This window comes from Variovorax rhizosphaerae (genome assembly GCF_037889975.1).
Taxonomy (GTDB): domain Bacteria; phylum Pseudomonadota; class Gammaproteobacteria; order Burkholderiales; family Burkholderiaceae_C; genus Variovorax; species Variovorax rhizosphaerae.
The window spans coordinates 286,320-306,585 of the sequence record NZ_JBBKZT010000007.1 but is presented as its reverse complement, the minus strand read 5'-3'; the positions used below and the strand labels follow the sequence as shown (position 1 = coordinate 306,585).

Sequence of the window (20,266 nt, the reverse complement as noted above, 5' to 3'; positions counted from 1 at the left end):
CGCGCCCCTTCGGGCAACGCTCAAGCGTTGTGCGTCTTGATCCAGGCCACGTACTTGTCCATCCAGCCCTGCAGGAACTTCTTCGTGCTCTCGATGCCGATGTGGCCTTTGTCGTCGAACAGGCCTTCCTTGTTTTGCACGAAGGCCTCGGGCTGGCCCATTGTGGGCACGTCGAGGTAGGCCAGCACGTTGCGCAGATGCTGCTGCGCCATCGCAGTGCCGATGGCACCGACCGAGATGCCGACGACGCCCGCGGGCTTGCCGGCCCAGGCGCTTTGCCCGTAGGGGCGCGAGGCGTTGTCGATCGCGTTCTTCAGCACGCCGGGAATCGAGCGGTTGTATTCGGGCGTGACGAACAGCAGGCCCTGGCAGGACGCGATCTCGGTCTTGAAGCGCTTGACCGACTCGGCCTGGTTGCCGTCATGGTCCTGGTTGTAGAGCGGCAGGTCGTCAAGGCGCAGATGCTCGAACACGAAGCCCTCGGGCGCGAGGGCGGCCAACGCGAGCGCGAGCTTGCGGTTGAACGAATCCTTGCGCAGGCTGCCGATGACAACGCCGATCTTGTAAGTGCTCATGGAAACTCCGATGGGTGTGGATGGAAGAAGCGATTCAAGCGGACTCGGCCAGTGCCTTGTCGATCACCTTGTGCAGATGATCGAGCCCGAAAGACACATCGCAGAACGAGCCATTGACATAGAAGGTCGGCGTCGAGCGCACGCCGAGGCGGCGACCGCTCTCGATCTGCTCCCGCACGCGCTGTAAATACACGTGGTCGCTCATCTCGTTGGCGAAGCGCGGCATGTCGAGTCCGGCCTGCTTCGCGTACTGCCGCACGTGCTTCTCATCGAGTTGAAGTTGGTGCGCGAACAGCAGGTCGTGGAACTGCCAGAACTTGTGTTGCGCGCTGGCGGCCTCGGCAGCCTCGGCCGCGAGTTCCGCGTGTGGATGCACCTCGCGCAACGGGAAGTGACGGAACACGAAGCGCAGGTCGTTGCCGAAATGGGCCAGCACGATCTTCAGCGCGGATTGGGCCTGGCGGCAGGACGGGCATTCGAAGTCGCCGTACTCGACCACCGTGACGCGGGCCGAAGCAGGGCCGCGCGAATGGTCGGTGGCCGAATCGACGGCCAGCAGGCTGGCCGGGTTGAACGCTGTGGTCATGGAACTTCTCCGAACAGGAAAGCCATCGGCCGCACAGTATGTGCGAGTTCGTGCTACTTCGCTGGCGCCACGCCCGGCACGGCGGTAGGGTCGCGTGCCAGTTCACGCGCGAGCGCCTGCGTGACGCTGCAGCCCGGCGGCACGTCCTGCGTGACCCAGACGTTGCCGCCCACGGTGGCGCCCTTGCCGATGGTCACGCGGCCGAGGATGGTGGCGCCGGCGTAGATCACCACGTCGTCCTCCAGCACCGGGTGGCGTGGCAGGCCTTTCTTGAGGTGGCCGTCGCTGTCGGTCGGAAAACGCTTGGCGCCGAGTGTCACGTTCTGGTAGAGCCGCACGCGCTCGCCGAGGATGGCCGTCTCGCCGATCACCACGCCGGTGCCGTGGTCGATGAAGAAGCCCGCGCCGATCTGCGCGCCGGGGTGGATGTCGATGCCGGTCTGCGCATGCGCCCGCTCGGCCACGATGCGCGCCAGCAGCGTCAGGTCGAGCCGGTAGAGCTGGTGGGCCAAACGGTGATGGATCATCGCCAGCACGCCGGGGTAGCAGAGCAGCACCTCGTCGACGCTGCGTGCGGCCGGGTCGCCGTGGAAGGCGGCCATCACGTCGGTGTCGAGCATCTTGCGGATGCCCGGCAAGGCGGCGGCGAATTCGCGCACGCGCTGCTGGGCATCGGCGCCCAGCCCGGCGAGTTCGGCGGGCGTGTGGCGGCGCGCGTGGCGCAGTTCCAGTGTGGCTTGCGTGTGCAACTGGTGCAGCGCGTTGTCGAGCGCATGCGCAACGTAGAAGTCCTCGCTCTCCTGGCGCAGGTCGGTCGGGCCGAGCCGCATCGGGAACAGCACGCCGGTGAGCGCCTCCACCACCTCCTCCACCACCTGGCGCGACGGCAGCTCGCGCTCCCCGCCTGTCTGGTTGCGCTGCTGCGACTCGCGCCACTCGCGTCGTGCGCCTTGCAGCGCCGCGACGACTTCGTCGACCTGGAAACCTGACATGACCATTTCTCCGCGCATGGAGCGCATTCACCAATTTGCAAAAAACGTGCGCATCCTCGCACCGTTTAGCGAGGCCTGCTTTGCGCGCGACATAGGCCGTCAGTGTCACATCTTCAAGCCGGCCAAAAGTGGTACGGCCATCGCGGCGATTGTTGTGCAGCGAGCGCACACGTACGCTCTGCCCGCAACCGGGGCGGCAAGCGCCTCGACGGCCGCGAGCGATCGTTCTCGCGCAAGAAGACCTGGCTGGAGGAGGAGTCCACATGACGGATGCTGTCGCGCCCGAATACGCCCGCTTCATCGCCGACGAACGTCGCGCCAAGCGGGTCGATGCCGTGGCCAAACCCATGGCCGAGGGCGAGGTCTTCAAGCCGGTCACCCTCGAGGGCAAGCAGGCCACAACCTTCCTCCAGGTCGCGGCGCGGCGTGCGAGCGGGTTGTTCCGTCCCAGCAAGCATGACGAAGTGGTCTGGGTCCAGGGCGACAGCGAACTGGCCGTGAGCCTCACCAAGATGGACGTGCAGCTCGCCGACGGGCTGATCCGCGTGACCCTGCCGGTGCGCTGCGACCAGACCGGCGATGCGGTCATCGAGGTGGTGTTCGCGGTGGGCTCGGCCAAGGAGCCTTCGGGGCTGTATGCCTCCACCTACCGGCGCCCGAACGGGCCGGCCGTGATCGTCGACACCTGGGGCGAGGCGCTGGTGGCCTTCGCCTGGCAGTGCGTGCTGGGCATGGTGAGCGGCATTGCCGGCGCGGTGGGCAAGGACACGCGCGGCAATGTGCTGGTGCCGGCCGAACTCATCGCGGCCAATGGGGCGATGCGGATCGTGCCGATGGCGCGTCATCGTTTCGCTGGCTCCACCGGGCTGAAGGTGAAAGCGTGACCGCCGCCCGGCCGCCCGAAGGCACTCGTACCGCAGCGCACAGCGAGGAGGTTTCTCCAATGACCACGCGCCTCCCACCCCTCTCCTGCGCGGAGGCACTGTCATGACCATGGGCGCAGGCGATCTCGGCGTGCTGGGCAACCTGGCCAAGGCCCTCGGCATCTTCGACAAGGACGGCGACCCGAACCCCGACTGGTTCGGCGACCCGGGCGATTCCCTCAAGACCATGCTCGCCGACCCCGACCAGCGCAATGCGCTGATCGCCTTCGTCGACGATGCCATGGGCGGCGCGGACCGCACGACCGACCCGAGCGGCGTCGTCTGGCTGCCGATCGTCCACATCGACGACCCGGACCTGACCGTCTCGATCACCGTCGCGGAGAAGCCGGACGGCATCCACATCGGCATCGCCTTGCTGGTGCGCACCACCGGGCCGACCTCGACGAGTTCGCTGTCGGTGCCGCTGTTCCGCACGAAGAAGAACGGCGGGCCGTCGGTGTCGAATCCGCTGCTGCTGGGTTCGGCGGGTGGGCGCATACGGCTGTCCACGGCGATCACCATCGATGGCAATGCGCCGGTGCCGGGCGAGGCGCGCATCGGCGCGATCGGCATCGATGTCGACCTGCCGACCGCGCTGAGCGGCGATCCGGTCGATCCGGTGTTCGGGCTCAGCCTGACCGGCTTCCAGTTGCCGGGCGCGACCAGTCCGCGCGACATCCGCGTGGCGGCCGACGGGCTCGATGAACTCGACGACGCGCTGCTCGACCTGGTGCTGTCGCTGGTCAAGTCGGCCGCGGACACGGCCGCGCCCAACTCGGTCATTGCCGCGGTAGGTGGGCTGCTGGGCCTGAAGAGCGGCGATGCGATCCCGGACTTTCCGATCACGACGCTGCCTACGCAGGGCGTGCAGGCGATCGCGAACTGGCTGCACGGCCTCATTACCAACACCGACAGCCGCAACGCCTGGCTGGGCTATGTGGCCCGCCTGTTCGGCGTTGCGCCGCCGGCACCGGGCGCACCGGTGAGCTTCAGCCTGGGCGGCGGCGCGGCTCTGGAAGTCAACCTGCGCGTGGACACCGGCCCCTCCGGCAATCCGCGCCTCACGCCGACCCTCGGGCTCAAGCTGGGCAATGCGACGGCGCGCGTGGAGGCGCGTGCGGACCTGTTCGACGTGGACCTGGTCACGGGGGCTGCACGAGCGCTGCCGCAGTTCGGCGTGTGGGCCGCTGCGGGTACGGCCGCGTCGCGCGTGCTCGACGTCGCCGGGCCGCCGATCGCGCGGGCCGATACCCTGCGCATCGGCTTCGCGCTGGATGCGCAGCGCCGCCTGACCTTCGTGCTCGCTGCGGACAACGTGGTGCTGGGCGCGCACACCTATCCGACGCTGGACCTGACATCGCCCGATGCGGTGATGGATGCCGTCGGCAACACGGTGAGCGACGTGGCGGCGCAACTGCTGGGCAACCTGGGCGGCGTGCTGCCGACGGTGCGCCTGCTGATCGGGCTCGACGCGCCGCCGGGCATCACGGCGATCACGTTGCCCGCGCTGATGACCAACCCGGTCGATGCGATCAGCGGCTACTGGCATGCGTTGTTCAGCGCGGCTGGGACTGCGGTCACCACCGTGCTGTCCGAGCTGCGCAATGCGCTGGCCGACGCCGGCTCAGCGGCCTCGGCGATCCTGGGCACGGGCAATCCTGTGGACCCGTGGCGCGTGCCGCTGCTGGGCGTGCTGGGGCTGGAGTTCTCCTCCGACGGCACGGAGCTGACCATCGGTCTCGCGGTCGGCACCAGCATCGACACGCTGGGCCAGCGTTGCACCGTGATCGACACGCGCATCGCGGCCACGCTCGCCGTTATCAACCTGGAGACGAAGTCGGCGAGCCTGCTGCCGGGTGTGGAGGGCGTGCTGTCGGCGCGCGAACGTGGCGTGAATCCGCCGCGCGTCACCTTGCAACTGGGCAGCGGCACGTCGCTCACGGCTTCGGGCGTGGGACTGCGGCTGGGCTGGACGCCAGCCGGCGGGTTGTCGGCGGGTGTCAGCGCGCCGAACCTTCAGTTGGTCACGGGCGATCTCAGCGTGCCGATCGCCATGCCGGAGATCGCCGCCGACGGCACGGTGACGCTGCCGCCGGCCGCGTGGGACGGCGTCGAGGCGCTGGTCAGCTACCTGGGCGAACTGGTCGGCGGGTTCGTGGGCAACATCACCTCGGTGCTGGGCTGGTCGAATGATGTCTTGCCGACCGGCCATGCGCGCTTGCGGCTGAGTGACCTGGTGAACGATCCAGAGATGGCGCTGCGCGACTGGCTGCCGCGCCTGGCGATGAGCGAACTGGGGCCCGAGGCATTGACGATGCTGGCGGACCTGTTCGGTGGCAGCGGCCCGAACCGAGGCTACATCGAAGGCACCGGGCATCCTGACGATCCGTACCGGCTGGCGCTGGCGCCCGAACTGCCGAACCTGGCCGTGTGGTTCCCGCCGGCGGGGCTGGAAGCGCGCCAGGTGGCTGCGCCCGAGGCACTGCGGCGCTGGCGACCGGGGGATGCGGGGCTTTCAGCGTCGGCATTGGCCGCGGGTCTTGCTGCGGAGGCGACCGTGGCCGCCGATGTGCGCGACTTGATCGCGGACCGCGACGTGGCCGGCGGCCTCGCCGCGATGGTGCAACGCTGGGTGGGCGGCGATGGGCGCATCGTGCCGCCACCCTCAACGCCCACGGGCGTGACCGTCAGCCGCGTCGGCTTCGCGGCCGGGCAGTTGCATGGGCAACTCAACCTGCCCCAACTCATCGGCCGCACGCCGACCACCACCGTGCGCGTCGCGATCGGCGCATCGGCCTGGCCGGATGCACCGGCCAATCGGCGCGTAGACCTGAGCACGCCGCACCTGGACGCGTCGATGTTCGCCGCGCCTGCGGCTGCCACCGGCGAATGGTTCGTGGCGCTGGGCAGCCGCGCCGATTGCCTCGTCACCGGCAGCATCACCGACGGCACGCCCGAGCAGGCCGCGCGCCTGGCGCGCGTGCTCGATGCGCTCGGCAATGTCAGCAACGACATCGCGCTGGTCGCAGTGGCGGGCGCGGGCCATGCGGCGCGGCTGGCCGCACAGGCCCAGACCAAGGTCACCGACCTCGTCACGCTCGGCACGCCCTTGTCGCCCATCGCACTGACGGCCCTTTTCACGCAGCCTACAGCTGATGCCTTGCGGCTGCTGCATCGGCTGCTGCCGACCACGGGTAGCGGCGAAGACCCGGACCTCTCGCTCGGCCGTGCGCTGGTCGGTTCGATGATGGAACTGGTCGCCCTCCCCGACGCGTCCGCCGACCTTCGACCGCCCGCGGTCGTGCCGGTACCACCGCGCGCGGGCCTCGCGGTCAAGGCCGTGTTCGGTGCCGTGACAGAAGCCCAGGTCGCGCGGGCAATGACTGCCATCGTCGCGGCGGGTCTTTCGGAGCGTGCCCGCGTTCGCGCCAACACGCCGCTGCCGGATGCAACTGGCGTGAAAGCGGGCCTGCGCCTCGTGCTCGCGCCGACCAACAGCGGCAGCCTGCGTATCCAGGGCAGCGCGTTGCTCACGCTGTTCTCCTTCGACGAATCGGCCGGCATCGACACCGCTCGCCACCTGCGCGTGCAACTGCGCGTGGGCGACCGCACAGGCTGGCTCAGTGCCACACCGGATCTCGAACTGCGAAGTGTTTCCGCCGATATTTCGCTGCCACTGGACGGCACGTCGTCCGGCAACGCCACGGTGACGCTGCACGACGCCCGCGTGTTCGGCCAGTCGTGGGAGCGGCTGGTGCTGGGCACCGGCCCAGGTGCCGTGCCGCTCATGCCGGAAGCGCGCGTGCTGCTCGCCGCGGCCCTGCAACGCATCAGCGCCGACATAGGCATCGCGTCGCTTGCGCTGGACGAACTGCTCACGGCGCTCGGCATCGTTGACCCCGCCGGCGGACTGGCCGGCGATGCGCTCGACCAGTTGCTGCATGACGCGGGTGGCCTGCTGCGTCAACGCATGGCCGCGGCCGGCAGCGACGTGTCGGAGGCGATCGCCGTACTGCTCGGCCCACTGGGCACGAGCGTGGACCTCGCGACGCGCTCGGTCCATGTCGTGGGTGGCGGCAATGCGAGCGGGCGCTTCGGCTGGCATGCGGACATCACCGCGTCGCCGACCGGTATCGCCGGGGAACTGCGCCTGGGCGCGGACCACGCACTGCCCGGTGGCAACCTCAGCCTGCTGCTGGCGCTGAACCCGCTCAACGTGTCCTTCCAATGGCATCAAGCCGGCGGCAGCATCGACACGGTGGCGATCTGGCCCATCCCCGACCCGGCCGCCATCGGCCGAGCCATCGCGCGCAGCGCACCGAGCATCGGCGGCCATGCCGCGCTGGAACTCATGCGCCGCGCCGACGACACGGTGCGCCCACTGATCGATGCGGCCCTCGATGCACTGGGCCTGCTCAACGGCACCATCGGCGATGCGCAGCGCACCATCCGCCCGATCGCCGGGCTGCTCGCCGACCCGGCCGGGTATCTGCGCAGTTCCATTTCGCTGGGCGCGAACCCGGCCAAGATCCAATCGCTGTTCGATGCCTTACGACCGTTGCTCGGCGCACCGGGCGCCGCCGGCACGCCGCTCGCGCTCGGCAGCGGCGTCAGCTTCAGCGTGACCGCCGCAGGCCCGGGCGCGCGCTTGGCGCTCGACGTGGATGCCACGGCCTGGACCGCACCCAACGGCGTCGCCGGAAGACTGGCAGCAGGCGCAGGCGCAAGCCTCACGCTCGGCCCGACCGGCGCACCCAGTCTCGGCCTCGAACTGCACGTCGGCATCAGCGGCGCCGCCACACCGGGCCGTCAAGCCATCTACGCACGCATCGGCGCGTCAGGCCTCGAACTGTTCGTACGCCCCGCCGTCGGCAACGACATCTCGCTGGTCCCCTTCGCCGGCCTCGGCTCACTCGCCGCCGCCGCAGAAGCGGCCCTGCCCTTCCTGCTCGACAAGCTGGCCGAAATCAACGGCACCGTCGGCCAGCTGGTCGGCACCGTCGGCGATGCCTTCGGCCTGCGCAGCGGCGTGCCGCGCAAGTTCCAGGCCACTGCGCTGCACGACTGGGCCATCAACCCCGTGGGCAAGCTGGAGCAGTCGGTCCCCACCATCGTCGCGACCGGCCTCACCACCCTCGCCCCGCTGCTCGACGCCTTCCTGCCCGCGACCGTCAACGCCACGGCCAATGCCAACACGCTCACTGTCAGCGTCGGCGCCTTCGGCCTGGCCTGGAGCCCGGCCACCGGCGTGGTCTCGCTCACCGGCAACAACGTCGCCGTCCCGGGCATCGAGCATGTGAGCTTCACGCTGTCGCTGGCCGCAACCGGCATCGAGGAACTGAGCATCACCGCCGGCCCCGCGTCCATCAACGCCGGCGGCGTGGAGCTGCGGCCTTTCGTCACGGTGGCGGTCGGCAAGGCGCTCGAACTGGCCCACACGCGTCGCGTGGCCATTGGCATGACGGTCGATGCCACGCATCGCTTCGCCGTGCGCTGGCTGCTGGACACGCACCAGTTCGCCATCGTCGCCACCGACGGGCCGATGATCGGCGGCGTCGACACCCTGGACCCGGGCGCGGTCGCGCTGCGCGTGGTCGAGGTGGTGGCGGACCTGGTGGCCGGCGTCGCGATGGCCCAGCCCGCCGTTGCGCAACTGCTCGACACGCAAGTGACGCCCAGCACCACCGTGCGCAAGCTCATGCGCGGCGTGGTGCTGCAGGACGTGGCCAATCCGACGCAGCTCATCACCGGCATGTTCGACCCGGACTCGCTGCTGCCGCGCGTGCACAAGCTGTTCGGCAACATCGCCGATGCGCAGTTCGCGATCACGATGGGCGACTTCAAGCTCTCCTTCACGCGCGACGAGGACCTCACCATCGGCCTGCAACTGGGCCTGAAGGACCGCTTCGAACTCATCTCCGGCGACGTGATGCTGTGGCTGGAGAACGATGCCACCTGGATCACCAACAACGGCAACCCGAACGGCAACAAGGGTGGCCTGTTCGTCGGCTTCCTGCCTTCCACGCTGCCGCTGCGCTTCACGCCGACGCTGGCGGTCAACGGCGTGGGCCTGCGCATCGGCAAGAGCTCCGGGCCGCTGCTGGACTTCGGCATCACGCTCGAATCGATCGCGCTGCATGCCTACGCGAAGATCACCTCCTCCGGTCCGCCGAGCGGTGGTGTGCAGTTGCAGTTCTCCAACCTCGCCGTGTCGGCCGGCGGCGCCAAGGGCGACAACGGCATCGCGCAAGGCGTGATGAAGGACACCGGCCCGACGCCACCCAAGCCCGCCTTCTCGCCCGCCATCGCGATCCAGAAGCACGGCAGCGGCGACGTGCAGGTCTCGCTGCGCGCGGGCGACGGCGACGGCCCGTGGTGGATCGCGATCCAGAAGGGCTTCGGCCCGCTGTATCTGGAGCAGATCGGCTTCGGCGCGACCATGCCCAACGGCAAGCTCGAACGCGTGTCGCTGCTGATGGACGGCTCGGTGTCGATGTTCGGCCTGACCTGCACTGTGGACGACCTGCAGATCACCTACATCACCGCCAACGGGGACTTCTTCAACCCCAACAACTGGGCCATCGACCTCGCGGGCCTCGCGGTGTCGGCCAACATGGCAGGCGTGTCGATCGCGGGCGGCCTGCTCAAGCAGCAGACGCCCGCCGGCATCGAGTACCTGGGCATGCTGCTGGGCCGCTTCGGCGTCTACGGCATCACCATCTACGGCGGCTATGGCGAGGGCAAGGTGCCGGGCACGGAGGAGAAGTTCACGGCCTTCTTCGCGGTCGGTGCGGTCAACGGCCCGATCGGCGGGCCGCCGGCCTTCTTCCTCACCGGCATCGGCGGCGGCTTCGGCATCAACCGCAAGCTGATCGTGCCGACGGATCTTTCGCGCTTCGGCGACTACCCGCTGATCCAGGCGCTCGACATCGCCGCGCAGCCGCAGGATCCGATGACGCAACTGCGCAAGCTGGGCGAGTACTTCCCGATGCAGAAGGGCACCTTCTGGTTCGCGGCGGGCATCTCGTTCAACAGCTTCGCGCTGGTGGATGGCATCGCGGTGCTGGCGGTGGAGATCGGCGACGGGTTGGACATCAACCTGCTGGGCCTGGCGCGCATGGCGCTGCCGCGTCCGCAGGCGGCACTGGTGTCGATCGAGCTGGCGCTGCTGGTGCATTTCTCGAGCAGCGAAGGCGTGCTGTGGGTGCAGGGCCAGCTCACCGACAACTCCTGGCTGCTCTACCCCGACATCAAGCTCACCGGCGGCTTCGCCTACGTGATGTGGTGGAAGGGCGAGCACAAGGGCGAGTTCGTCATCACGCTGGGCGGCTACCACCCAGACTTCCATCGCGACGGCTATCCGGTGGTGCCGCGCCTGGGCCTGCGCTGGACCATCGGCGACTACATCGTCATCAAGGCGGAAAGCTACTTCGCGCTGACCTCCGAGGCGTTGATGGCGGGCGGCGCCTTCGAGGCCTCGGCGACCTTCGGACCGGCCTGGGCGGAGGTGAAGTTCGGCGCCAACGGCATCGTCTACTTCGACCCCTTCCACTACGACGTGGATGCCTATGCGCGCATCGCGGCCGGCATCACGATCGACACCTGGATCTTCGGCGAGATCACCATCTCGATCAGCCTCGGTGCGCGCATCGAGGTGACGGGGCCGGACTTCCATGGCAAGGCCACTTTCGAGGTCGGGCCGGTGGAATTGACCGTCGAGTTCGGCGGCAGCGACCATGCGCAGAAGCAGCCGCTGCCGGCGCCGGACTTCATCGCCAAGTACCTGGAGGCGGGGGGCAGCGGCGGGGCCAAGGCCCACGCGCTCATCACGGCGTTTGGCGCGCTGCCGGCCAAGGGCGAGGACTCGACACCGGATGGTTCGGAAGCACGGCCCTTCGTGGTGGTGGTCGAGTTCGGCATGACCTTCACCAGCACCGTGCCGGCCGGCAAGGTGCAGCGCACGCAGGGTTCGCTGACCACGCACACGCCGAGCCGCACGCTGGGTGTGGCCGCGATGTTCGAGTCGAACATCAATGCCAACACCATCGTCCTGACCTGGACGCGCAATGGCGCGACGCAGCCCTTCCCCTTCGTGGCGACGGCGCGGCCTTTCGGCGCCTTCCCGGTCGGCATCTGGGGGCCGGCGCAGGACGCCAACAACCGCAAGGTGCCCAAGGCCGAGATGGTCGAGGCATTGAACGAGCTGGACCTGGTCTGCGTGGCCACCGAATCGCCGGGCGGGCCGGAGATTCCGTACTACCAGGTGGAGATCGGCAAGCGCAAGCCGCTGCCCTTCTCTCGTCGCGCGGCGGATGTGAGCACGCTCAAGTCGCAGGCGCAGGCGGTGGCCGGGTTGATCACGGCGCCGATCACTGTGGCGGCGGCGTTCCAGGATGCTAAGAAGTTCCTGACCGCATCGCCGACGGCTGCGGCCTCGCTGCGTGGCGAGCGGCAGTCGCCGCCCTTGCTTGGCACGTTGACGGAGGGCTTGATGATCGACCCGTCTACCGTTGTGCCGGGCGTGGGCACGGGGCCGGTGCAGAAGGTCTACGACCACTTCATCGATGCGCCGATTGCGGTGGGCTTCATGTCCGGCGCGACGGTGGACTTGCGCGTGGCCTCGCCGACGCGCACGACGGTCAAGGGCTCGGCCAAGGCCTGGCGCGTGGCGCCGCCGACGATGGCCAAGGTCGAGGCCAGCCGCAGCAAGTCCATTGCCGCGCGGCTGGTGATGGCCGAGCCGCAAGCCGTGCGCACGGATCAGACGGGCAACACCGTGATTGGTGCAGTCAGCGTGCCGTTGACGGCGGTTGCGCATGCCGCGCCGGTGGTGGTGGCGCGCAGCGGTGCGGCCAGCGGGATGCTCGGCAGCTTCACGGCCGCGCTGGCGGCGGGCAAGCGCATTGCGACGCCTTCGGGTGTCGCGCGTGCTGCGGCACCGGCCGCAGTCGGCGCGGTCGCCGACGCAGTATTGATGCCGGGCCAGACCGTGGTGCTGAAGATGCCCAACGCGCATGCCGATGCGGACATTGATGCCCCGCGTCCGCGGATCACCATCAGCGGCGCGCCTGTGCGCATGGTGCTGTTGGGCCATGGCGGTACGCTGATGGCCGATCAACTGGTCGGCCCGGATGTCACCGGCAAGCCCGGCAGCATCGGGATCCCGGCCGGCACCGAGCGCATCGTCGCCATCGGCCAGAGCGACCAGGCGAACGCGGCCATCGATGCGGGCTTGGCCGGCTGGCATGCGGGACTGCGCATGCCCTACTGCGGCTGGTCGAGCGCGGTGGCGCCCGGTTGCGTGGTACGCGCCAATGGCGAGACCATCAAGCTGCACCGCGAACGGCTCGACGCCGGCTGGATCAACGGCGCCGAACTGGCGCGCGGCGTGAGCACCGTCGCCACCACCTTCAGCGAAGCGCTGCGCACCGTGGTCATCGTGCTGGACGACCCGGCCGCCTTTGGCGACACGATCGATGCACGCCAGTTGCTCATGGGCCTGGACGGCGCCGCCCGCGTCCAGGACGCGCTCGGCAACGACGTGCCGCCCGTGCTGCTCTCGATGGAGAACCGCAGCGTGCTCGCCTACGACATCGTGCCCGATGGCCGCAAGCCGGTGATGGTGACCATTGCCACGCAAACGGGATGGTCGCTGGTCGGCGTGATGGGCTCGGCCAAGCTCGATGCAACCGGCGCCGTGTCGACGATCTCCTCGCGCGGGCTCGACGCCGCCATCCGCCCCTTTGCCGCGGCGCCGGCCAACCCGCAGGCTTCACGGCTCGCCTGGAACGGCCCGGTACGCAACGACGCACAACGCCACGTCGCCCGCGCCATGGCCCGGGGCCGGCCGCTCGTGGCCGCCACAGGTTCAGACAAACCCATCCGACGCAAGAAGGGAGGGCACCGCTGATGCCCAAGACCGGATATTTCGTGCTGCATTCGAACGTGATGCCGAAGGTGACGGCCGGCAAGTACGACCTCGTCACCGACCAGACCGGCCTGCCCTTCGATGTGGAGGCTGAGCACACGCACGTCACCATCGCCGCGCCGCGCTTCACCATGCCGACGGACCAGATCCTGTCGAGCTTTCCGCCGGCCAACGGCGAAGGCGCGTTTGGCGACCGCCTGCCGCAGATCGTGCTCAAGCGCCGCACGCTGCCATGGGAGCGCAACCCGGCCGGACAGGTCGCGGTGTCGACCACACCCTGGCTCGCGCTGGTGGTCGTGGCAGAGGGCGAGGCCACGCTCTCCACCGCCACGCCGGTGGCGCAATGCGTGACACAAGGCACCACGCTGCTCGACCCGCAGGACAAGGACGTCGAGCAAGGCCTCTACCTCGGCGTGACCGAGACGGTGGTCAAGAAGATCTTCCCCTGCAAGGAAGACCTGGAACTGCTGGTGCACGTGCGCGAGGTCGACGTGAACGACACCGAGCTGGCCAACGGCGATGACGACGGCTGGCTGGCGGTCGTGCTGGCCAACCGGCTGCCGGTGTTCGACAAGGTGAAGAACGCATCGGTGCGCTACATGGCCTGCCTGGTGAACCTGGAAGGCCAGCTCGATGCGCTGCCGCCGCCGGAGCCGGTCAACGACAACCACTTCCATTTCGAACTGGCGCAGGACTGGTCGGTGCTGGCCACCGTGAATCCGTTGGGCGGGCCTGATCCCCTGGTGATGGGAGGCACGGGGCTGGGCAATGTGGTCTTGCCTGCAGTCGGCGTGAACATCGCGCACGGGACGGCGCCGCGCAAGGGTTCGAAGGCAGCGCAAGTGGCCCACGCGCCGGCCGCGGCGGCATTGGCTGCCAAGCAATCGGCGCAAACGCAGCAGTCCGCCAAGGTCGGCAACGCGCTCGACGGCAGCCAGACGATGAAGCACGCCGCAAAGGGCGCGCAGTGGCTCTCCGCCTCCGATGCGACCAAGGCCGCCGCGCTCGACCCCGACGCCAAGAAGATGGTGCGCGACACCATGGGCATCGGCTTCCGCTATCCCATCGAAGCCTATGCAATCGAGAAGGTGCTGCGTTTCCCGGTGCTCGCTCACTGGTCCTTCACGACCAGCGAAGGCGCAACCTTCGAAAGCCTGATGCAGGACCTGGATGTCGGCCTGCTCGGCACGATGCCGGTCGCGCCGCCGGCCAGTGCACCGCCCAAGCCTGGGCCCGGACCGGAGGTGGTCGAGACGGGCCACATCGGCCTCGGCAATCGCACCCGGCGCGGCGATCCCGTGCGGGCCTGGTACCGCGGGCCTTGCGTGCCTTTCCCCACCGCGCGCGATGCGGCAGCGGGCTCTGGTCTGCCACCGCTCGCGCACTCCGCCGACCAGATCCGCCGCGTGGTGCCCGACGGGCGCGAAGACCTGTCGCTGGCGGCCGGCTTCGAGATCGGGCGGTTGCTGGGCTTGTCGCAACTGTCGGTGGTGTCGGCGCTGATGCGCTTCAGGAGCGAGCAGTTCGGCATCGGCCGCGTGCGCGAGATCCTGGCGCAGAGCCTGCCCTACCAGATGCCGAAGCTCACCAACGGCTACGTGGACCTGGGCCGCTATGTCGCGCTGCAAGCCATGGGCGAGATGGCGAAAAACCCCGAGAAGATCATCGGCCCGCGCCGGCCCGTGGCGGACCCGGGGCGGCCGATTGCCGTGAAGGGTGCGCTCGACGAGGTGATCGCGGCGGGCATGGGCTTCGATCTCGCGGCGATCAAGAAGAACAGCGACCGGGTCGGGCTGCTCGCGGCCGTGGCGCAGGCCAGCGTGCCGGTGGCCAGCAAGGACGGCGGCATGCGCTTCGACGAGAAGGCGGTCGCCGGGCTGCGAAGTGCGCTGCAAGGCGAGTTGTCGCATGCGCTGGGCGTGGCGATGCCCAAGGGCGGAATCACGCCGGTCACGCCCGTCACACCGGTTACGCCTGTCACGCCCGTCCAACCGACGCGACCCGTCACGCCCGTCGGCCCGGTCATCACAGTGCGACCGGTCGGAGCCGCCGCACAAGCCGCCGCCCCGCACCGCGATGCCCTCGACGCCCTCATCGAAGGCGCCGAAGCCCAGGTCGACAACGAAGAGGAGGACACCCCATGAAGAACTACATGACCGCCGCCGTGGCACTCGACGCGGCACTGTCGGCCTCGGTGAACTACGCCGCCTTCGTCACCGACCACGATCCTGACGACGGTGACCACGTCGTACCCGGCGAGTTGCGCCGCTTCATGGCCCGCCTGCGCCTGTTGCACGGCGTGCCCTTCAACTACCTGGTGCCCGATGCAGAGCTGTTGCCGATCGAGTCGATTCGCTTCTTCTACATCGACCGCCAATGGACCGACGCGATGGTGCAAGGCGCACTCAGCATCGGCACCATCACCAGCGCCGACCGCGCGCAACTGGAGGCGGTGTATCCGCACATCCGCGACGAGGTCGACGAGGCCGAGCGCGCCATCCGCCGGCCCAAGGGCGAGAAGCAACTGAAGGGCGCGGGCGGCACCATCACCGGCTTCCTGCTGCGCTCGCGCGCCGTGTCGGGCTGGCCCAACCTGCATGTGCGCGCCTATTCGCGCGACCTGCTGCCCGACGATGCCTTGACCACCGCCGCCGAGTCCGACCCGAGCCGCCTCAAGATCCTGCGCATGGAGCGCCTCGCACCGGCCGTGCTGCTGGTGCTGATCGATGGCGAACCGGCCGTGGTCCACATCGAGGAGCCGCGCCAGGGCATCCAGTTCGGCGTGCGCGTGGACACCGACGCACCGCCGGCGCAACGCACCGCCAAGGTCCATGTGCGCGACAACGCGAATGGCAATTCGGTGCCGCCGGTGGACGACATCACGCCGGCCAATTCGGTCGACGTACCGTTCCGCCGCAACTCTTCGGGCGTCATCAACATCGGCGAACTGCGCAAGCGCCTGGCCGCGAAGTCGCCCAATTCCGGCGGCTCGCTGGAGCCCAACGAATACGCGCTGCAGATGCTGCGCTTCCCGTACCGCCAGGTGTTCGGCGATCCCAAGAACACGGAGGGCAAGAAGTTCTACGCGCTCGACCAGTTCAAGGCGAGCGTGTCGCTGGTGGACTGGAAGACGACCGTGGCAGTCAACGTCAACAAGGCGGTGAAGTGATGGCCACCAAAGCAAGGCTCAGCGCCGCCGACACGCGCACGCTGACGTACGGCAAGCGCTTCCTCGCCGCCGACCGGGCGCAGCTCGACATCGGCGAGATCGCCACCTGGGACAAGTACCTGCTGCGCGAGCGCCGCCTGCTCGTGCCCATCGACGTGCAGGCGCTCTACGTCGAGCCCGGCAATGCCGAGAAGATGGTGCGCCTGCCGATGCTCGTGGCCGGCGCCAACGGCGTGGGCGTGAGCAACCCCGAAGACGGCATGCCCGACCCCTTCACCGAAGGCACGCCACGCGAAGCCGGTGTGCACCTGCACTGGGCCATGCCCGACGCCCTGCTGCGCGGCACCTTCGCCCAGCGCGACAGCGGCTCGGCCAACCGCCTGCAACTGCCCCTGCTGCCCGACCGCTGGGTGGTGCTGCGCATCCTGCTGCCAGCGGGTGGCACCGACGCAGTCATGACCGGTTGGGTGCTGGAGGCCGACCGCGCCATCGCCGTGCCGCTCGGCTCCTGGACCGAAGGGCCGAACAAGAGCGCGGTGCCGGCCGGCGTCGCCATCGACAAGGGCCAGCTCACCGGCACCGTCGGCGGCGCGATCAGCTGGTCCGGCGTGTACGACGCGGTGCTCAACCGCTTCGCCTTCCACGATCCGCTCGCCGACGTGGCCACGCTCGCGCCCAAGGGTGTCGACGAGAACTGCGCCGCCTATGTCGTCGCTGGCTGGTGGAGCGATGCGGCCAGCGACCCACTCGACAAGGCACGCAGCAACGACAGCCTGCATGAACTGCTCGACCGCCTGCGCTGGCGCCTGCTGGCCGAATGGGGCGACGAGCAATGGGCGCTGCAACAGCAGGCCGCCGAGTTCGAACTGCGCAAGGCGCTCGGCCTGACCACCGAGGACCGGTGGATGAGCAAGCGGCCCTTGAATGTGCCGACCGTCGCGCGCAGCCCCGTGGCCAGAGCCGCCGCAGCAGCCGCCGCGCCCGTGACCTACATGCCGGTCGACAAGACCTTCATGGACGCGCAGACCTTGACCGCCACCTCGGCCTTTGCCACCGATGCCGCCAAGCGCTTCGTCGCGCCGGCCTGGCAGTTGCGTTCGTCCCTCCTGCACGGCGCGATCTACGGCGTGCCCGTGGCCGGCAAGCCGCCGGTGGATCGCCGCCCGAGTGCCAACGCACTGTCCGTCGCCATCGGCCAGCATGAGGACGAGATGCTCGCGGCACTATCCGCCGCGCCGCAAGCCTCGCCTGAACAACGCCGCGCCTCCGAGCGCCTGCTGACCGCGTTCACCGCGCAGAAGATCGACCGCCTGGGCTCGGCCGACGGCCTGGTCGAACTGGAGGAGCACGAGCATGCCTCCGCCTTCTCCTCGGTGCCCGGCGGCACCGCAGGAACCGACCGCTTCCTGCAACGCGTGCAAACCGGCGGCGTGGGCGGCCTCAACATCGGCAAGCAGCGTGGCAAGCATGCGACCACGGTCGACTTACAGAAGCCCGGCTTCGAAGCGCACCCGAATGCGGCCCAACCGGCCAACGCCGCCCGCGCAGGCGCACCCAAGCAGCAGTCCCTCAACAGCACGACAGTGTTCGCCAGCAGCGCCAAGCCCAACCTGGTCAAGGCCACCGAGATGATGATCAACGACATCGCCCGCTCGCGCGTCGGTGATGTGCTGGCGCCCACCGAGGCGCGCGTGGTCAACCGCCCGGCCGCACGCTTCACCTTCCCCGACGAGCCGATGGTCGCCATCCGCGGCGCCGCGCGCAGCCTGCGCCACGGCGGCGACGGTCGCGGCTCGGCCGACGGCAAGCTCACCTGCCGCTGGCCCACGCACGTGATCCAGGAGATCACAGGTGTCATCGCGAAGGACCGCTTCATCCGCTCGCTCGGCAGCGGCTCGGTGCCCGGAGAGGTGCTGACGCTGGCACGCGAGGCCGTGCTGCACGACCCCTATCACGACGACTGGATTGCCACCGCCGTGTCGCCGACCAAGGCCGACCGCACCGGCATCTTCAACCGCCTGAAGGCCGAGTCGGTGTTGCGCTTCGGCGCGGACGGTACCTACGACGGCGCCACGGTCGCCTTCACCGGCGCGGTGGCCACGTCGAACACACGCCGCGCCAAGGCTGCCGCGGCCAACAACCCGATCACGCCCGGCAAGCAGCAACAGCAGACGATGGTCGCCGACGAGGTGCGCAAGTTCTCGCTGTACCAGGGCGTGGACCCTGACTTGGTCGGCGTCACGACCTGGGCGCAGCCGTGGGTGCCGATGTGGCTGGAGTGGGAGGTGAAGGTCCAGGGGCTCGACCCGCCCACGCTCGAAGCCTGGCAACTGGCCGAGGTCGACCTGGAATCGGCAAGCACTACCTTCGACGGCGACAGCGTCACGCTGAGCGGCCGCGCGCAACTCACCACCGGCGCGGCCGGCACGCTGCACGATGCCATCACCGACTGGCTCAAGCGCGAGGATGCGCTCGACACCGTGGGCGCCGGCCTGGTCGACGAGGACACCGAGGACGCCTTCCGCACGCTTGACGAAGCGATCAAGAACCTCGATGTCGTCACCGCCGCATTGGACGGCGTGCGCACCCAATTGCTCGGCTTTCCGGTGAGCGATGGCCTGCGCCGTCCCGGCAGTGGCGGCACCGTCAACAACCCCGCGCCCACCGCCGCGCCGCGCATGCTGCTGGCGGGGGCCGTCACGCTCAGCCGGGCGCGCCTGCTCGACGTGTTCGGCCGCACGCTCGACGTGCCGGTGAACAAGGTGGCCACGCCGATGCATGGCACCCTGCCCTCTGCCCCCGGCTCGCTCGCCGTCGCGCCGCGGTTGCTGCGGCCTTCGCGCTGGCAGTTCCGCCTGGTCGATGCAAAGACCGCCGTCGGCACCGAGGGCACGGAGGCGCGCGTCGACCAGATCGAGGCCTCGCTGCAGGTGAACCCGGTGGCCGGCTTCGTCATGCCCGACCATCTCGATGAAAGCCTCGAGTTGTTCAGCGTGGACGGCTCGCCCGTTGGCGAGTTGCTGCACGAGGCCGTGAGCGGCGGCGTGATGTGGGAGATCGCCGCCGGCCGCGAAGGCCCGGCCGATTCCGGCCCGCTGTATGGCCTCGCACCCGAACAACTGGCGCTCGGCCGCTTTGCCGCCGGCCTGGTCGCCGCCGATGCAGCCGGCCGTGCCGGTGCGCCGCTGATCCCTGATGAGAGCCCCGAGTCCGCGCTGTCGGCCCTGCTGCGCGCCATCGACACCACGCTGTGGACCGTCGACACCTTCGCATCGATGGGCAGCGAACACGTCGCCGGTCTCGTGGGCCGCCCGGTCGCGGTGGTGCGCGCCCAATTGCGGCTGGAGCTGAAACCGCCGGACGATGTCGACCTGAGCAATGCGGATCGCGCCAAGGAATGGGCCGATGCCGAACGCGAAGCCGCGCGCTTTGCCTTCCCGGTGCGCATCGGCGAACTCACGCGCAGCGACGATGGCGTGCTCGGCTTCTTCGTCGACGACGACTACGCGCACTTCCGCCTCGTGGACAAGGCCATCGCCGGCACCGCCACCGATGCCGGCCGCAGCCGCGGCCAACTGGGCCTCTATTCGACCGTCACCGGCATGCCGCCGAAGACCACGATCAAGCACCCCTACATCGCCGCCACCGACGATGCCGACACGCTCAACCTGCACATCGGCCAGACCGTCACGCTGACGATCTTCATGCACCCTGCCGGCAAGGCTTCGCTGACCTCGGGCCTGCTGCCGCGCAAGGCGGTGGCGCTCGCGCGCGACTGGGTCGGGCCAGGGCTGGCGGCCATCGCGCCGTCGCTGCGCACCGGCCCGGTGATGGTGGAGACCGACCTCGACCCGCAGGGCCAGGTGCGGCTGCCCAAGGTGTCGGTGTTCGGCAAGGACCAGAACTTCCTGTGGCGCGACACGCCGGCCACCTGGCGCACCGATGCGATCCTGGCCGCGACGCAGACCGCCTTGCTGCCAGACACGCCGGCCGAGTTGCGCGAGGGCTGGATTCGCGTGGCGCCGACCACGCCGGGGACTACGACATGACGCGCGGTGCCGCTCCCAAACCGAATACCGCAGTGCTTTGCGCG

Annotated in this window: 8 protein-coding genes; 5 read left to right on the top strand and 3 right to left on the bottom strand. The window is 69.3% G+C overall.

Translation table 11 applies throughout. The annotated features are described in order from the left end of the window. Window positions 1-20 precede the first annotated feature (20 nt). From WKW82_RS16965 to epsC, 3 genes are read right to left on the bottom strand one after another with little or no spacing between them, the layout of a single operon-like run. On the bottom strand, window positions 21-575 hold the full coding sequence (locus tag WKW82_RS16965) for an NADPH-dependent FMN reductase (protein WP_340343480.1): 555 nt from the start codon (window positions 573-575) through the stop codon (window positions 21-23). 34 nt (window positions 576-609) lie between these two features. After that, window positions 610-1,161, bottom strand: a complete 552-nt coding sequence (locus WKW82_RS16960) for a DsbA family protein (RefSeq protein WP_340343479.1) — start codon at window positions 1,159-1,161, stop codon at window positions 610-612. Window positions 1,162-1,214: 53 nt separating this feature from the next. Beyond that, window positions 1,215-2,153: a serine O-acetyltransferase EpsC gene (epsC, locus tag WKW82_RS16955; protein WP_340343478.1), complete on the bottom strand. Its 939-nt coding sequence runs from the start codon at window positions 2,151-2,153 to the stop codon at window positions 1,215-1,217. Window positions 2,154-2,416: 263 nt separating this feature from the next. Between epsC and WKW82_RS16950 the strand changes: the two genes are divergently transcribed. The 5 genes from WKW82_RS16950 to WKW82_RS16930 all read left to right on the top strand — a co-directional run bounded on the left by WKW82_RS16950 (window position 2,417) and on the right by WKW82_RS16930 (window position 20,222). Further along, entirely contained in the window at window positions 2,417-3,037 is a 621-nt protein-coding gene (locus WKW82_RS16950) for a hypothetical protein (protein ID WP_340343477.1), read from the top strand. Window positions 3,038-3,140: 103 nt separating this feature from the next. Then, window positions 3,141-12,986, top strand: a complete 9,846-nt coding sequence (locus WKW82_RS16945; protein WP_340343476.1) for a DUF6603 domain-containing protein — start codon at window positions 3,141-3,143, stop codon at window positions 12,984-12,986. Beyond that, window positions 12,986-15,148 (top strand): hypothetical protein, encoded by a 2,163-nt coding sequence (locus WKW82_RS16940; protein WP_340343475.1) that lies wholly within the window; start codon window positions 12,986-12,988, stop codon window positions 15,146-15,148. The genes WKW82_RS16945 and WKW82_RS16940 overlap by 1 nt, the downstream gene beginning before the upstream one ends. After that, the gene (locus tag WKW82_RS16935; RefSeq protein ID WP_340343474.1) at window positions 15,145-16,173 is read left to right on the top strand and encodes a hypothetical protein; all 1,029 of its coding nucleotides are present in this window, start codon (window positions 15,145-15,147) and stop codon (window positions 16,171-16,173) included. The genes WKW82_RS16940 and WKW82_RS16935 overlap by 4 nt, the downstream gene beginning before the upstream one ends. After that, complete coding sequence (locus WKW82_RS16930) at window positions 16,173-20,222, top strand: hypothetical protein (protein WP_340343473.1); 4,050 nt, start codon at window positions 16,173-16,175, stop codon at window positions 20,220-20,222. Before WKW82_RS16935 ends, WKW82_RS16930 begins: the two co-directional genes overlap by 1 nt. The last annotated feature ends 44 nt before the right edge of the window (window positions 20,223-20,266 follow it).

Coding starts and splice junctions, on each gene's coding strand:
- WKW82_RS16935 (WP_340343474.1), top strand. CDS start 15,145: ATGAAGAACTACATGACCGCCGCCGTGGCACTCGACGCGGCACTGTCG.
- WKW82_RS16965 (WP_340343480.1), bottom strand. CDS start 575: ATGAGCACTTACAAGATCGGCGTTGTCATCGGCAGCCTGCGCAAGGAT.
- WKW82_RS16950 (WP_340343477.1), top strand. CDS start 2,417: ATGACGGATGCTGTCGCGCCCGAATACGCCCGCTTCATCGCCGACGAA.
- WKW82_RS16940 (WP_340343475.1), top strand. CDS start 12,986: ATGCCCAAGACCGGATATTTCGTGCTGCATTCGAACGTGATGCCGAAG.
- WKW82_RS16960 (WP_340343479.1), bottom strand. CDS start 1,161: ATGACCACAGCGTTCAACCCGGCCAGCCTGCTGGCCGTCGATTCGGCC.
- WKW82_RS16930 (WP_340343473.1), top strand. CDS start 16,173: ATGGCCACCAAAGCAAGGCTCAGCGCCGCCGACACGCGCACGCTGACG.
- epsC (WP_340343478.1), bottom strand. CDS start 2,153: ATGTCAGGTTTCCAGGTCGACGAAGTCGTCGCGGCGCTGCAAGGCGCA.
- WKW82_RS16945 (WP_340343476.1), top strand. CDS start 3,141: ATGACCATGGGCGCAGGCGATCTCGGCGTGCTGGGCAACCTGGCCAAG.